Raw genomic sequence first — 15,350 nt, forward strand, 5'->3', positions numbered from 1 at the left:
ATGGAGGCTCAACATGACCATACAGCAGAAGATGTTTAACCCTTTATTGACGGGGATGCTGGCTCTTGCCTTGCTGCTGAGCGGACTTTTTATCGGGAGTACCCGCGTACATGCCACGCCAGCTTTTCCTGTTCAACTGAAAATTAGCGACGTAGCGGTTATGTCAGGCCGAACGGTTGATGTTCCGGTATCGATTAATAAGCAGGAGACGGGGATCGGCTCTTATAACATCCAGTTGAATTATGATCCAAAGGCGATTGAAGTTATCAGCGTAACGCCGAAATACGGGGACGCGAATGCGGAAACCTGCAGTCAATCCGAAGAGGGCTGCTTTGCCTCCAATATTGATCAGGAGAATGGATGGCTTCGCGTCATCTGGGTGGATACAACGGGCGGAGAGCGGTTGATTAACGCGGCAAAACAGCTGTTTGTGGTACAAATCAAAGCCAAACCCGGCTCGGAATCGGCCAAGCAGACGTTAACCGTAAACTCGGAGGACCCTGCCAATCTGACGTTCACCGACGGTGATATGCACACCTTGGCCGTTACGGTGGCTGAGGGTACCGTTACCGTTTACCGGAACCTGCCGGCTGACTCCGGCAAAGTGAAGGTGATTGTAGACGGCAAGGAGCAAGGCGAATCGGCGACTCAGTCGAATGCCACCGTCAACGGGCGCGATGTGACGACAATCAGCGTCGATAATGACAAGGTTGCCGAGCAGCTCAGCAAAAATCAGATCAAGACGCTGATGCTTCCCGTTGGCGGCAGTCGTGATGTCGTGGTTGGCGAGCTGAACGGGCAGCTGGTGAAGCTGATGGAAAATATGGCCGCCAAGCTTGTCATTCAGACAGGCCAGGCAAGCTACACGTTGTCTGCGTCGCAAATGAATATCGATCAGGTTGCTAGTCAATTAGATGCGGGAACGGCTCTGCAGGATATTAAGATCCATGTGACGATCTCGGCTGTAAAAGATAAGCAAGGCGTGGAGCAAGCGGCCGCTGCCGGCGGTGCGGACCTTATCGCTTCTCCGGTTGAGTTTGAAGTTACGGCAAGCTATGGAGGCAAGTCGGTCACGATCGACCGTTTCTCGAATTACGTAAACCGTACAATTGCGATTCCGGACGGCGTTGATCCATCCCGTATTACGACTGGCGTTGTGATGGCAAGCGACGGTACGGTTATGCATGTACCTACTCTGATTACCCAGTCGGAAGGCCGCTACTACGCGCAGATCAACAGCTTGACGAACAGCACGTATGCGGTAGTATGGCATTCCAAAACCTTTGCCGACGTAACGAAGCATTGGGCGAAAGCCGACATTAACGATCTGGCATCCCGCATGGTTATCCAGGGCGTATCAGCAGACACCTTTGCGCCGGACCGCTCCGTAACGCGGGCGGAATTCACCGCTATTTTGCTGCGGGCTCTAGGCATTCATGCTTCCAAGGACGATACCCAAGTATCCTTCCGCGACGTGGGTGCGACAGCATGGTACCATGACGCGGTATTGGAGGCCGTATCGTACGGTCTTATTACGGGATATTCGGACGGAAGCTTCCATCCGAATGCTTCGATCTCCCGCCAAGAAGCCATTGTGATGATTAACCGGGCTTCCGCCATGACTGGCCTGGTACAAGCTTCGGCTAACGAAACCGCAGGGCTCATCGGCCAGTTTAGCGACAGGAAGAACATCGACAGCTGGGCGCTTGAGGCGGTAGCATCCGGAGCGAAGCAGGGCATTGTAAAAGGAACAAACGGCAAGCTTCTGCCGAAGCAGCCGATTACCCGCGCGGAATCGGCTGTTATGATGAAGCGTGTGCTGGTTGCAGCCGGACTTATTAATTCATAAGCAGGCTATAAAAAAGGCTATCCCCACGCTGGGGATAGCCTTTTTCGCTTCATTAAGCCTTTTTCTTGATTGGGATATAGATGTCCATCTGAATCTCCGCCAACTCATGATTGCTGCGCTCGTCATACAGCTCGAACTCCGGCTTGCCGGTATGCTCATAGCCCGAATGTGGGAACCACTCGCTGAAGACGGTCATCCACGTATTCTGAATCGAGGAGGAGAACTGCTCGCGCGGCACCTTCGGCGTGGTGAACACGGCATATTCGGCTCCGTCAAACTCGCGGCATACCAGGCCTTCGCCTTCCACGCCGTCAAAGGTTTCCGCTTCCATGCCAATCAGGTAAGAGAAGCTGTCCGAGCCCATATCGAAGTTGTAGCAGATGCCAAGCTCGACCGGAGAATCCTTGTGCACGCGGTTCGGGATATTTTTGTACAGCTCTTTCTGAATATACTCCTGCCAGAAGGCCGGAATCTCTTTATGATTGTCTCCGTTTGCCCGGGTACGGATCTCGTAGCCGATAACCTTGAAGGCAGGCTTGGTGATGATCTTGTATTCCATTCGTATTCCTCCTAAATAGGGATTGTACTTGCGCTGCAGCATGTTCAGCCTGGAGTAGGCAGGAGGCTTGATCTCCCGCTTGCGGTACTCGGCCGGCGTCATTTCGAACATGCGCTTGAAGGCGCGGGTGAAGGTCTCATGGTTCTGAAACCCGGTATCGAGAGCGATATCAATCAGCTTTGCATCCGAATAAGCCACTTGGTAAGCGGATATCGCCAGACGCCGTTTCCGCACATATTCCATCACGGTCTCTCCTGCCATGGATAGAAAGACCCGGTGGAAATGAAAGTCCGAGAGCCTCGCAACCTGCGCCAGCCGCGATAAAGACAGCTCCTCGCCGATATGGGCTTCAATGTAATCGATCGTCTGCTGAATCTGCACCAGATAGTCCTGCTTCACTCGAATGTTTGCCTCCTTGTTCTCCGGGTGACCTTATTGTATACGAATGGAAACATCCGTTCTTGATGATTCTTGCTATAGGAAAAGAAACAGCCCCCGGTTGTTGAACCAGAGGCTGTTTGTAAATCTAGAAGGCATCTTATGGCAAAATGTTGCCTGCCGCGCGATAAATTTCGTACCACTCTTCGCGGGTAAGCGTAATGTCGGCTGCTTTAACGCAGTCCTTCAGACGCTCGATGTTCATCGAGCCGATAACCGGCTGCATTTTGGCAGGGTGGCGGAGCAGCCACGCAATGGCGATCGTTGTGTTGCTCACGTCATATTTGCCGGCAATCGCGTCGATGGCTTTGTTCAGCTCAGGGAACTTGTCGTTATCCAGGAATACGCCTTCGAAGAAGCCGTATTGGAATGGCGACCATGGCTGAACCGTAATGTCGTGCAGGCGGCAGTAGTCCAGGATGCTGCCGTCGCGGTTAATTGCGGAGCTGTTCTCCATGTTCACGTTAATGCCATTGGAGATCATGTTCGCGTTCGTGATGCTCAGCTGAAGCTGGTTCGCCACGATCGGCTGTTTCACCGATTTTTTGAGCAGCTCGATTTGCATCGGGTTTTGGTTCGATACGCCGAAGTGGCGTACTTTGCCGGAGCTTTCCAGACGGTCGAACGCTTCAGCCACTTCATCCGGCTCAACCAGCGCATCCGGACGGTGCAGGAGCAGAATGTCGAGGTAGTCGGTTTTGAGACGCTTCAGGATCGCGTCCGTCGAAGCAAGGATATGCTCCTTCGAGAAGTCGAACATAACGCCCGGCTTAATGCCGCATTTGGACTGCAAAATAATATTTTCACGAACGCTGTCGTTCATATGAATCGCTTCGGCGAAGATTTCCTCGCATGTGCCGGCGCCGTAAATGTCCGCATGGTCGAAGAAATTCGCCCCTTGCTCCAGTGCCGTTTGGACAAAACGCTCTGCCCCTGCTTTATCCAAGGAATTGATACGCATACAGCCAACCGCAACTACCGGTACCTCAAGCGCAGTGCTTCCGAGTTTAATGGTTCTCATTGATAAGTCCCTCCTAAAATGGATGATTACACAAAGCGTGAATCACGCTATTTGTGATGATTCTTGTTGCTGGAATCGGATTGGAATGCCGCCAACTATGTAATCGGTTGCAGACTTACGGTGCAGAGATAACTGTCCCGTGTATCCTTCTCGATTGTGACATAGTTGATGGCTGGTTTCAAGGCATGGACTTAGGAAAGTTTGTTAAGTTTCTTTAGCGTTTACGCTACAATGAAAGGAACGAATAGAGGCAAAGCCTCAGGCAGGGGGCAGAAAGCATGAGCACGGCGCATGATATCGGACTGGTACTGGAAGGCGGCGGCATGCGGGGCGTGTATACGGCCGGCGTGCTGGAGTATTTTTCGGAGCATAACTTGTATTTCCCTTATATGATCGGCGTGTCGGCAGGGGCTTGCATGGGGGCGAGCTATCTGTCGAGACAGCTTGGGCGCAACCGGACCGTCAACGTGGAATGGATAAGCGATCCGCGGTATATCTCTTGGAAAAATCTTTGGAAGAAGGGGCAGCTCTTCGGCATGGACTTTATCTTCGACGAGATTCCGAATAAGCATGTGCCGTTCGATTACGCGGCTTTCGAGCGGAGCCCGGAGGAGTTCGTCATTGGTACAACCGACTGCGAGACGAGAGACGGTCTATTACCGGAAAAGCGATCCGGACTTCGATCTGCTGCAGCTGCTCCGGGCATCCAGCTCGCTTCCTTTTATCGCGCCGATTGTGGAATACGGCGGGCGGAAGCTGCTGGACGGCGGGATCTCCGATCCGATTCCGCTCGGAAGGGCTGAAAGCGATGGCTATAAGCGCAATCTGCTTATTCTGACGAGGAACGAGGACTACCGGAAATCGGCTGGCAAGTTCGGCTGGATCGTGCAGCGCGCTTACCGGAAGTATCCAAAGCTGGTGGAGCAGATGCTCGGCAGGCATGAACGTTATAACGGGACGCTGGATTACATCGTCGAGCAGGAGAGGCGCGGCACGGTTTTTGTGATCCGTCCGCAAGAGACGCTCGTGGTGGGAAGAATGGAGCGGGATCCGGCGAAGCTTGATGCCTTGTACAAGCAAGGCTACGAGGATGCGAAGCGGATGATGCCGCAGCTGCGGGAATGGATGGAAGGGTAAGCCGAGACGATTGCGGGCGGAGCCGGATTTATTTTATAATCGAGTAGTAAAGGGAGGCGGTAACAATGGCAAATCAATTTGCCGGATTACGAATCAGCTTCATGCAGAGCCTGAATTAGGGGCGATACTTTGCATGGGGCGTACTTGAAGGATGGTCGCCCGGCTATCGTTTCTAATAATGGGCTTTGCACCTTATTTGAGAGTAAGTCGATCAAATAAAAATAAGGGGCTGACAAAGCAATGTGTACACCATTTATTAGAAACCATCAACTGAATTTGATTAAGAAGCAAGTAGGAGACCTGCAAAAGGCCTGCAGCACGGTATCCGATCCCAAGGTTATTGCATCGGTGCGGTCAAACACGCCTTTTAAAGTGATGGAAGCATTCCCGGGGGCAACGGAGGCTGAGCAGAAGCTGCTCGAAAGCTTTGCGTCGTTAAATACCCCGCTGGAGTTCCAGAGTTATCTGAGGTCGCTTGAGGAATACGTGAAGCCGTTCGATACAGTAGAGGAGAAGCAGCTGAAGAAGCTGTTCCCGAAGGCCAAAAAGCTGAAGGTTCCCGATCTCGCTGCGATCGATCTGCGTTATGTGACTTATCTCGGCTGGACGGATATCGCAACGAATAAAATGTATCTCGCGTATCATCTGAACGGCCGGCTTGTAGGCGTGGAAGGCAGATTTACGCCGGTGCAGAAGAAAAGCGTATGCTTCCTGTGCAACCGGCATAAGGAAGTGGCATTGTTCTCGGCCGTAACGAAGTCGAGACCCGCTAATGCTTCGCCGGATTACTACAAGGCCATCGGCAATTATATGTGCGTGAACAGCGAGAGCTGTAACAAAAATATTACCGATGTGACGGTATTGGAACGGTTTATTTCCGATATTGTTCTTTAATCGAATAGAGAGAAAGCCCGCCGGAGACGGCGGGCTTTTCGTTATTTCATTTGGCTTTTGCAGCCTGGCGATAGCGGAACTGCTTGTATTGAAAGTACATGAAGCAGCCGAGGCAGAAGCCGCTTAAGGCAGCGACAACGGCGGCAGTCAGCATGCCGAGGGCGATGTAAGACAGAATCGTCAGCCCGAGATAATGGGAGGCAAGGGTGACGACAAGGAACAGAATGGCGAGCAGATTGTTAAAGCGCAGCAGCTCGCGAGCTTCGGTCCGCTGGCTCACCGGGAGCAAGGGCGAGAGCAGGCGGACAAACAGGTTATATTTGACTCCGTACGTACGGCTGACGAGCTGAACGGCCAGCGGCAGGATTAGAATCCACCATTGATGGGTTAATACCGTTGCGATCACGCTTAACAGTATGCCAAGCTGATTGCCGCGGACGCGGTGCAGGGGCACTTCCTCGACACACTCGTAACTGAGGTTAACGGTAGGCTGGGACATATAAATCCTCCATTCACGCGAAATGGTTTACGTTATGATTACTCTCAGTATATAATAATTCTGAGTTTTCTGGTAGGGATTTAAGTATAAATAACTGAGAATATTTTGAGATTGACGCTCTTTCCAAAACTCATTAAAATGGAACGAGCGCAATTTTGTACGGCAGCTGACTGGAGGTATAACAAGAAGCTCATGAACTTGAAAACCATAGCAATTTGCCTGTATGTGATGCTGATTTATTGGCTTTCCCTGCATTTTTCCTTCCTGGACACCTTATTTTTCCCAACGCTTGGCGCGTTTAGCTTTCTGTTCATATCCCGTTCTTCGAAGATATCCGAAGTGGGCAAAGTCACCTTTGGTGCAGTAGTATCCTCTGTCATCGGGACGGTGTTGTACTACATTTATCCAAGCCCGATATCGTTGTTTGTTAATGTCATTATCACGATCTGGTTAATCAATAAATTCAAATGGAATGCCCCGCCGATTGTGGCTGTGGCATTGATCCCGTTCTTCTCGCACTCCAACCATCATTGGGCTATTCCGATCTCTGTAGGCGGGGCGCTGCTTGGTCTTATGCTGGTGCTCTACGTGTCCCAGCAGCTTGAGAGCAGAAGAGCTCAGACGTATGAATCCTCCGAATCCACGGCCGCTTAAGGCAGGTGGATTTTTTGTAGTCATTTGGAAATCCGTCATGGACAAATCATGGCGATAGTAGTAGCTTAGTAGGTAGTTTAGGCTTCACCAATTCAACGAGAAGAATGAGATGATGATATGGGTATAGGACGACCCAGACTGAGAGGAAAGCATGAGGCTTTCCTGGAACGGCACTTCACGGGAGTGTCGATTGATTACCGGCAAATTATTGCCTTGTTTATTCCGATTTTGATTGACCAAGCGTTTATCGTTGGCCTCAACCTGGTGAATACGGCAATGGTGAGCTCGTCTGGCGTAGATGCGGTCAGTGCCGTCAACATGGTCGATTCGCTGAACATCTTCCTGATCAGCGTCTTTATCGCCGTATCGACAGGGGGAACGGTTGTTGTTGCGCAATACAAAGGCAGCGGCAATCATCAGATGGTATCGAAGTCTGCGGCGAGCTCCGTCTCGTCGGTTACGCTTGTCGCTTTTGCAATCAGCCTGATTGTTGTGGTGTTCCATAGCCAGATGCTCAATCTGCTGTTTGGAGCTGCTTCGCCGGAGGTATTCCGGGAGGGTCGGACGTATCTGATCGGCAGCGGCTTGTCTTATGTCGGCATCGCCATGATGGAGGCGGTATGCGGGGCGCTTCGCGGTATCGGAAGAAGCCGGGCATCGCTGATGCTATCGCTTGTCATGAACCTGACGTACGTGCTGCTCAACATCGTCTTTATTAACCTGATGAATATGGGCGTGCTGGGGCTTGCCATCTCCGTTAATATTTCGCGGTATGCGGCAGCTATTCTGGCTATTGTCTACCTCGTAAAGATTGATACGAACCTGAGACTTCGCCTTCGGGATATGCTGTCGGTCAATTTTTCGATGCTTCGGAAAATCCTGTTCGTTGGACTGCCGTTTGCGGCAGAGCAGATGTTCTTCAACGGCGGCAAAATCGTTACTCAAACGTTTGTCGTTGGTTTGGGTACTTTTGCTATCGCAACCAACGCGATTAGCGGCTCGCTTGCCAACGTGCTTCAGATTCCGTCCAATGCGCTGGCGATTACCGCAATCACGGTTATTGGCCAATGCATGGGGCAGCGGAATATCGAGGATGCCCGGAAGTTCACCCGATCCTTCCTCTGGTTGTCCACGGCTTGCCTGTTCGTGATGGCTTGCCTGATGCTGCCGCTATTCTATCCGCTGGTTGGGTTGTTCCATCCGCCGGCTGAGATTGTAGACGATATCTTCATCATTACGATTATTAATGCTCTTATGCAGGTAGTGTTCTGGTCCATCAGCTTTATCATGCCGTCAGCCCTTCGGGCGGCGGGCGACTCGAAGTTCACGTCGGTCGTATCGCTGCTGTCGATGTGGCTGTTCCGGATTGTGCTTGGTTATCTGCTCGCGATCGTCTTCGACTTCGGAATCATCGGAGTCTGGCTTGCGATGAACCTCGAGTGGGGCGTAAGGGGTACGATCTTCCTCTGGCGCTTCCGCGGCAAGAAGTGGTACCGGCATCGGTTGATTGACTAGCTTAAATAGATAAAGGGGCTGTCCCATAAGCTGGGGTAGCCCCTCTTTTATTCAGGTTAACCAGCAAGCTGCGCATTTGAATGTTCTTCCGATCGCCATTGCTCAGAGATTCCTTTGAATCAACTTGTTAAAGTAGGAATCTCCTCACAAAAGCGACCGCTTAAAAGCTTTCTGAAAGAAAGCTACTTCGTAAGGATTCACTACGCTTCTCCAGAATCATTCAAATTGCTCCGTTCACCATTAGCCCATTCATGAAATACTCAAGCTAAAAGAGGCTTAAGTCCACGCCCAGAAGAAGCCGTCCCGGTCCCATGCGACCCGTCCCTTATGCAGCTTGCGGAATGCCTTTTTCACTTCCTTTTCCAAGGAGGCATTCCCGTTCTCGTTCACAAAGATATATTGCTCGCCAAAATGCTGCTTCACATGCTCAATCGCTTCTTCCTGGCGAAGCATCCCTCTGAATTTAATCTCATTAACCATCCACTCCGCGATTTGCTGCTCGGTTGTTGTTTCCACGTTCTTATGCGACCCCCAATACCTGATTGGCGTTATTATATCATGGTTAGGTTAGCGGCGAGAAATAATAGGGGCTGTCCCAAAAGTCATGATCATGACCATGGGACAACCCCTTAACAATTAATCGCCTAAATCTTATCGCTGGATCGGTTCGATCCGATAAGAGCCCGCCGCGCCTGCAACCGGCTCGATGGACCAGCCGAAGGACAGCGCCGTTCTCAGGCGCTCCAGCTGTTCCGGCGTGAGCTGAGCGGTTACGGCTTCTTGCCCGGCTTCAAGCTCGAGCTGAGGCTCGTCGCCGAAGGCGACCCAAATCCAGCTGCGGAGGCCGCGTACGGTATTGTACTTGATCTGGTAGCCGCCCCGGACAGCCGCTTCAAACGTCTCCGGCTCTTTCTCGGCAAAAGCCGCCAGATCGCTATAGTTGAACTGGAAAATGCTATCGTCCGTCGGGAGATCAACTCCCGCCTTTACTCTTGCAATAATCTCGTCATCCGACCAGCCATGTCCCTTGCGTAGAGACTCCACAAGCAATGCATCCCATTGCGACAGCTTTGCGATATTCGTCATTTGGTTTCAGCCTCCCTTAACGTAGCTCTATTCATCATTTTACGGCAAAGCGACCCAATGCCCCGGGTTTACTTCGCGCAGCACCGCGGCTTCTTCAGCGGCAGCATCCGGCGTATAGATGACCCGTTCAACGGCGGCGCGGGGATCCGGTACCGGAATCGCGGACAGCAGCGCCTTCGTATACGGGTGAAGCGGATTGTCGTACAGCTCATCGCTGTCCGCAATCTCTACGAGACGCCCGTGATACATCACGCCAATCCGGTCGGAAATATGCCGTACCATGGACAGGTCATGGGCAATAAACAAATAGGTCAGGCCGAATTCAGCCTGTAAATCTTCAAGCATGTTAACAACCTGCGCCTGCACGGACACGTCGAGCGCCGAGATCGGCTCGTCGCAGACTACGAAGTCCGGGCGTACCGACAACGCGCGCGCAATCGAGATCCGCTGGCGCTGTCCACCGCTGAATTCATGCGGGTAACGGTACAGATGCTCGCGCTTCAGACCTACCCTCTCGAGCAGCGAAGCGATAACTTCTTTCCGTTCCTCTACATTCTTGTACAGACCGTGGATATTCATCGGTTCGCCGATCAAATCGAGAACGCTCATACCGGGATTAAGAGACGAGTAGGGATCCTGGAAAATCGATTGAATCCGCCGGCGGAAAGGCTTCAGCGCTTTCTCGCCAAGCTTCGAGATATCCTGGCCGTCGAACTTGACCGTCCCGTCCGTGTAATCGTACAGCCGCAGAATAGAGCGGCCAACGGTGGATTTACCGCTGCCGGATTCGCCAACAAGGCCAAACGTCTCACCCTTGTTGATCTGGAAGCTTACGCCGTCAACGGCTTTCAGCACTTCCGATGTACGGCCCCAGGCATCGCGGCTCTTCACAAAATGCTTTTTCAGCTGCTGGACATCCACCAGCACTTTTTTATCCTCTGACACGGGCAGCGCTCCCTTCGATTTCCGGATGGCGCGCTAATTCAGCCTGAACCTCGGCATCGTTCAGCCAGCAGAGTGCGCGATGGCCTTCGCCGATCTGAAAATGCGGCGGAAGCTCCGCGCATTTCGGCATCGCATGCGGGCAGCGTTCCATAAACGGACAACCCGGCGGCGGGTCGAGCAGATCCGGCGGGGAGCCTTCGATCGGCACCAGACGCTCGCGCGAGCCGCCTTGCCGCTGCGGAACCGAGCGCAGCAGACCTTGCGTGTACGGATGCTTGGAGTTATAGAAAATATCTTCTACGGTTCCTTCTTCCATTACCATGCCGCCGTACATCACGATAACGCGGCTGCATACCTGGGCGACTACGCCAAGGTCGTGGGTAATTAATGCGATAGAGGCACTGGTCTTCGCTTTCAATTCCTTCAACAGATCGAGAATCTGCGCCTGAATAGTCACGTCGAGAGCCGTTGTTGGTTCATCGGCGATCAGGAGCTCCGGCTGGCAGGATAACGCCGTTGCGATCATAACGCGTTGACGCATGCCGCCGCTGAATTCATGCGGATACTGCAGGACGCGGCGCTCAGGTTCGTTAATCCCGACCTGACGGAGCATCTCAATGGCTTCTTTCAGCGCGGCTTCCTTGCTTAGACCGCGATGCCGGCGGATGACCTCCGTCATCTGATCGCCAATCTTTTTAACCGGATTAAGCGAGGTCATGGGATCCTGGAATACCATTGCGATCCGGTTGCCTCGGATTTGTCTCCATTTGCGCTCCGGCAAGTTGTTCAGCCTCTCGCCGGCAAAGGTAATGTCGCCGCTGATAATCTCGCCCGGAGGCGGAATCATCGCCATAATCGCTTTGGCGGTGACGCTCTTGCCGCTGCCGGATTCACCAACGATGCCGATCGTCTCGCCTTGATCGATGTGAAGGCTGACGCCGCGAACCGCTTTGTTTTCTCCGCTGCGGGTGTGGAATGATACTTGTAGGTTATTGACGGTTAGCAGCCTGTCTGCCATCTAACGTTCACTCCTTTCGGAAGGGCGCGGGCGAGGGTAGGAAGGGGTAAGCCCCGATTACCGCTTGCCAAGCTTCGGTTCGAAGCCGACGCGCAAGATATCGCCTAAAATATTAAAACTGAGCACCGTCAGCAGAATGAATAAACCCGGGAACAACGCAAGGTAAGGCGCTTGCGCGATATAGCCCTGCGCATTGTTCAGCATGCTTCCCCATGTGGCGTTCGGAGCCTGCACCCCAAACCCGAGGAAGCTGAGCGACGATTCCATCATAATCGCGGAAGCCACGTTGTTCGTTGCGGCAACAATAATGACCGGAACCAAGCTCGGGAAGATATGACGGAAAATGATGCCCAAATGATTCTGACCGGAGGCTTTCGCATACAACACGTATTCGCGCTCCAGAATCGTCATCGTCTCGGCACGTATGATACGGGACATGTTCATCCACATCAGCAGCCCGATAATGAGTACGATGCTTGTCAGGTTCGGCTTCAGGAATACGCTAAGCAGAAGCATGACCAAGAAGGTTGGAATCGATAAAATCACTTCCAGCAAACGCATCAGCAGGTTATCGATCCAGCCGCCGAAGTAGCCGCTGACAACTCCAACGATCGTACCGATCGTGGTTGCCAGAACCATGGCGGAGAAGCCGACCATCAGGGAGACGCGTCCGCCATACAGAGCGCGGGCGAAGTAATCGCGGCCGTAGTCGTCGGTTCCGAACCAGTGCGCGGAGCTTGGCGACTTCAGGCGCTGCAAGGCATCCAGAGCGTTGGGATCTTTAGGGGAGAGAAAAGCAAAAATCGCTCCCAGTATAAAAATAACGAGAATCGCGATTGCGACGATCCCCATTTTGCTTCGAACGAGCTCGAGGCCCGCATTTCGCCATTTGGTCCGATTCATGAGCTCACCTCGTTGATTTGATTCTCGGATCGGCGAATCCGTATAAAATATCCGCAAGCAAGTTGCCAAGGATCAGGAACAAGGCGGAGAACAGCGTAATGCCCATAATAACGGGATAATCCATCCCTTTGACGGCCGTCATGCCAAGCGAGCCGATGCCCGGCCAGGAAAAGACGGTTTCCGTGACGATTGCGCCGGTAACCAGATCCGCCATGGACATGCCGAGCAGCGTAATAACCGGCAGCAGAACATGCTTCATGACGTGGCGGAACAGCACTTGCCGGCGCGTTGCGCCAAAAGCGTATTGAATCTGAACATAATCTTCCTTAAGCTGACCAATCGTGCTGGAACGGATGTAACGCACGTAGACGGACAGGAAACCAAAGGCCAGAACGACGCATGGCAGAATACCGTGCTTAACGACGTCCCAAGCGGAATGGACGCCAATCGTCCGCATGCCCATAATCGGAAGCCAGTGCAGTTCAATCGCGAATAAGTAGATAAGTAAAATAGCCAGATAGAACAAGGGTACCGATATACCGATATAAGAGATCATGTTAATGATCTTGTCCTGCCAGCGGTTACGGTTCGCTCCGGCAGTCAGGCCAAGCGGAATAGCAATGAGCACGGACAGTGCGATGGAGCTGCCCATCAGTCCCGCGGTTGCAGGCAGACGGTCCAGGATCTGATCCATCACCGGCTGGTGATTGACGAGCGAATAGCCCAGATTGCCTTGGAACAACTCTTTGAGCCACAGTAAATATTGAATATAAGCCGGCTTGTCGAGCCCGAGATTATGACGGATGCGTTCAATATCCTCGGGATGCATATTCGGCGTCACGAAGGATAGAACGGGGTCTCCAGGAGCCAGCTTGATTAAGGCAAAGCAGGCGATCGAGACGAAGAGCAAGAGCGGAATCGTCTGCAGTAAGCGTCTAGCGATGAGTTGTCTCATGCGATTGTCTCCTATGCTGTTTACGGCAAAAAATAATACCCCCAATGTCATTAAGTTAGAACTTAATGACATTGGGGTAGCCTCAGCTATTTTTGCCTATTCCATAATTTGATTCTTTTTTTAAGCTTACTTCATGTACAGCTTGGACGGATCTTCGAAGATTACGACCGGCTTCAGAACGGCTTCGTTCAGGCCGCCGAAACGCTTGTCGATCGCAACGATTGTTTTGGTGTAGCCGACAGGGTAGATAACCGCGTCATCCGCGATTGTTTTTTGCAGCTGCTGGTAAGCCTCGCCGCGTTTCGTAGCGTCTGCTTCGCCAGCGCCTTGTTCGAACAGCTTGTCTACTTCAGGGTTGGAGTAGCGAGCATAGTTGGAGTTCGAACCGGTTGTGTAAAGAATACGGTAAGCGTCCGGGTCGTAGCCCATGATGTAGCCGGCATAGGACAGCTCGTAGTCTTTCGATTTCAGGTCAACAAACTTCTGGCCGTACGCCGAAGCGTCCATGCTTTGCAGTTCAACCGTGATGCCAACGGCTTTCAGCTTTTGCTGAATGTACAGGGAAGCAGCTTCTTGCGCTTTGTTGCCGCTCGATACGATGAAGCGGAGCTTCAGGTTGCTTTCGCCAGCGGAGGCCAGCAGTTCTTTTGCTTTATTTACATCGTTGTCATACGATGGAACGTCATTTGTTTGGAACAAGCCGTCCGGTGTTACGAACGATTTAGCAGGGTCTGCGTATTCGCTCGAGCCGTATACCGTTTGGATCAGCTCCTCGCGGTTCAGCGCGTAAGAGATCGCTTGACGAACTTCTTTTTTCTTCAAGGCGCCAGTGTCGCTGTCTTCATTGAAGAGCAGGTAAGCCAGACGGCCTTCGGAGTAAGCTTGAATATCGAAGTTGCCCGTGCTTTCGATTGTGGATACGTCTTGCGGATCCAGGTATTTCACGTTGATCTCGCCGTTTTGCAGAGCCAGGTTAGCTGCATTGGCATCTTTCGCGATACGGTAAGTAATCGAATCCAGATGCGGCTTGCCGCCGAAGTAGTTATCGAAACGCTCAAGCGTTACGTACTCGCCTGTTTTGTACTCTTTGAACTTGAATGCGCCGGAACCAACTGGCGTGTTGTTCTTTGTGCTTTTCTCGATATTCGCTTCGCCTTCGAAAATATGCTTAGGAATAGGAGTCAATTGCACGAGAGTTGCTTCAAATGCCGGGTTTACTTGCGGCAGTTGGAATTCAACCGTAGTGTCGTCAACCTTAACCGCTTTGATCGGCTTGCCATTGATGATCAGGTTCTCGCGGAAGAAGCTGTTTTGTTTCTCGTCGAGAATGGTATCGAACGTGAAGACAACGTCGTCAGCTGTCAGTGGTTGACCGTCATGCCAAGTCAGGCCGCTTTTCAGCTTCAGGGTATAAGTCAGGTTGTCAGCCGAAGGCTCAAGGCTGTCAGCCAGGTAGAAGGTTTTCTTGCCGTTGTTCACTTGGAACAGCGGAGCGTAGAGAGCTTGGTCGATTGTCAGGCTGACACGGTCGCCTGCATAGATTGGGTTAAGAACAACGGGGTCGGCTTGTACACCCAGGATCAGGTTGCCGCCGTCCTTCGCTTGCTCGGCTGCTGCCGTGTTCGAAGGCGATGCTTCGGAATTGTTGCCTGCAGTGTTGCTGCCATTGTTGTTGCCGCTGCAAGCGCTAATGATTACTGCTAGAATAATGAGGGTAAGTAAAGCGGGAATGCTTTTGCGCATGATTCCATCCTCCAGTTTGTCTGTGGTGTTCTAATGTATTTATAATACATCGGATTACTCGGAATTACAATCTTTAAATTTCCACAACTGAAATTTTCAAAATCAAAAATTTTGTTTGGCAATAAATCCTTCCA

At 52.0% G+C, this 15,350-nt stretch carries 14 protein-coding genes and 1 pseudogene; 5 read left to right on the forward strand and 10 right to left on the reverse strand.

Annotated elements, in window-relative coordinates:
* Window positions 1-13: 13 nt before the first annotated feature.
* Window positions 14-1,849 (forward strand): S-layer homology domain-containing protein, encoded by a 1,836-nt coding sequence (locus tag WFJ73_RS26135; RefSeq protein ID WP_336775885.1) that lies wholly within the window; start codon window positions 14-16, stop codon window positions 1,847-1,849.
* A 52-nt stretch (window positions 1,850-1,901) separates the two neighbouring features.
* On the opposite strand, the gene WFJ73_RS26140 is transcribed toward WFJ73_RS26135, so the two are convergent.
* Window positions 1,902-2,807 carry an AraC family transcriptional regulator gene (locus WFJ73_RS26140; protein ID WP_336775886.1) on the reverse strand — a complete coding sequence of 302 codons (906 nt, stop codon included), beginning with the start codon at window positions 2,805-2,807 and terminating at the stop codon, window positions 1,902-1,904.
* A 139-nt stretch (window positions 2,808-2,946) separates the two neighbouring features.
* Entirely contained in the window at window positions 2,947-3,867 is a 921-nt protein-coding gene (locus tag WFJ73_RS26145; protein WP_336775887.1) for an aldo/keto reductase, read from the reverse strand.
* Between the two features lie 278 nt (window positions 3,868-4,145).
* Between WFJ73_RS26145 and WFJ73_RS26150 the strand changes: the two are divergent.
* Together WFJ73_RS26150 and WFJ73_RS26155 are read left to right on the forward strand one after the other, a co-directional pair.
* A pseudogene (locus tag WFJ73_RS26150) lies at window positions 4,146-5,004 on the forward strand (patatin-like phospholipase family protein).
* Between the two features lie 240 nt (window positions 5,005-5,244).
* Entirely contained in the window at window positions 5,245-5,898 is a 654-nt protein-coding gene (locus WFJ73_RS26155; protein WP_336775888.1) for a FusB/FusC family EF-G-binding protein, read from the forward strand.
* A 46-nt stretch (window positions 5,899-5,944) separates the two neighbouring features.
* Here the strand turns inward: WFJ73_RS26155 and WFJ73_RS26160 are convergent, their stop codons facing one another.
* A complete protein-coding gene (locus WFJ73_RS26160) occupies window positions 5,945-6,397 on the reverse strand; it encodes a DUF4395 domain-containing protein (protein ID WP_336775889.1) in 453 nt (150 codons plus the stop codon).
* Window positions 6,398-6,595: 198 nt separating this feature from the next.
* Between WFJ73_RS26160 and WFJ73_RS26165 the strand changes: the two genes are divergently transcribed.
* Together WFJ73_RS26165 and WFJ73_RS26170 are read left to right on the forward strand one after the other, a co-directional pair.
* On the forward strand, window positions 6,596-7,051 hold the full coding sequence (locus WFJ73_RS26165) for an HPP family protein (protein WP_336775890.1): 456 nt from the start codon (window positions 6,596-6,598) through the stop codon (window positions 7,049-7,051).
* A 117-nt stretch (window positions 7,052-7,168) separates the two neighbouring features.
* The gene (locus WFJ73_RS26170) at window positions 7,169-8,566 is read left to right on the forward strand and encodes an MATE family efflux transporter (RefSeq protein ID WP_336775891.1); all 1,398 of its coding nucleotides are present in this window, start codon (window positions 7,169-7,171) and stop codon (window positions 8,564-8,566) included.
* A gap of 276 nt (window positions 8,567-8,842) precedes the next feature.
* Here WFJ73_RS26170 and WFJ73_RS26175 read toward each other — a convergent pair whose 3' ends face one another.
* The 7 genes from WFJ73_RS26175 to WFJ73_RS26205 all read right to left on the reverse strand — a co-directional run bounded on the left by WFJ73_RS26175 (window position 8,843) and on the right by WFJ73_RS26205 (window position 15,216).
* Window positions 8,843-9,082: a DUF6953 family protein gene (locus WFJ73_RS26175; RefSeq protein ID WP_442955992.1), complete on the reverse strand. Its 240-nt coding sequence runs from the start codon at window positions 9,080-9,082 to the stop codon at window positions 8,843-8,845.
* A 135-nt stretch (window positions 9,083-9,217) separates the two neighbouring features.
* Window positions 9,218-9,652 carry a hypothetical protein gene (locus tag WFJ73_RS26180; protein WP_336775892.1) on the reverse strand — a complete coding sequence of 145 codons (435 nt, stop codon included), beginning with the start codon at window positions 9,650-9,652 and terminating at the stop codon, window positions 9,218-9,220.
* Between the two features lie 39 nt (window positions 9,653-9,691).
* A complete protein-coding gene (locus WFJ73_RS26185; protein WP_336775893.1) occupies window positions 9,692-10,597 on the reverse strand; it encodes an ABC transporter ATP-binding protein in 906 nt (301 codons plus the stop codon).
* On the reverse strand, window positions 10,584-11,615 hold the full coding sequence (locus WFJ73_RS26190) for an ABC transporter ATP-binding protein (RefSeq protein ID WP_336775894.1): 1,032 nt from the start codon (window positions 11,613-11,615) through the stop codon (window positions 10,584-10,586). The genes WFJ73_RS26185 and WFJ73_RS26190 overlap by 14 nt, the downstream gene beginning before the upstream one ends.
* A 57-nt stretch (window positions 11,616-11,672) precedes the next feature.
* Window positions 11,673-12,518, reverse strand: coding sequence for an ABC transporter permease (locus WFJ73_RS26195; RefSeq protein WP_336775895.1), 846 nt, complete (start codon window positions 12,516-12,518; stop codon window positions 11,673-11,675).
* Between the two features lie 4 nt (window positions 12,519-12,522).
* Window positions 12,523-13,473: an ABC transporter permease gene (locus tag WFJ73_RS26200; RefSeq protein ID WP_336775896.1), complete on the reverse strand. Its 951-nt coding sequence runs from the start codon at window positions 13,471-13,473 to the stop codon at window positions 12,523-12,525.
* A gap of 126 nt (window positions 13,474-13,599) precedes the next feature.
* Window positions 13,600-15,216 carry an ABC transporter substrate-binding protein gene (locus WFJ73_RS26205; RefSeq protein WP_336775897.1) on the reverse strand — a complete coding sequence of 539 codons (1,617 nt, stop codon included), beginning with the start codon at window positions 15,214-15,216 and terminating at the stop codon, window positions 13,600-13,602.
* Window positions 15,217-15,350 lie beyond the last annotated feature (134 nt).

It is taken from the genome of Paenibacillus sp. MMO-58, from assembly GCF_037146255.1.
GTDB lineage: Bacteria > Bacillota > Bacilli > Paenibacillales > Paenibacillaceae > Pristimantibacillus.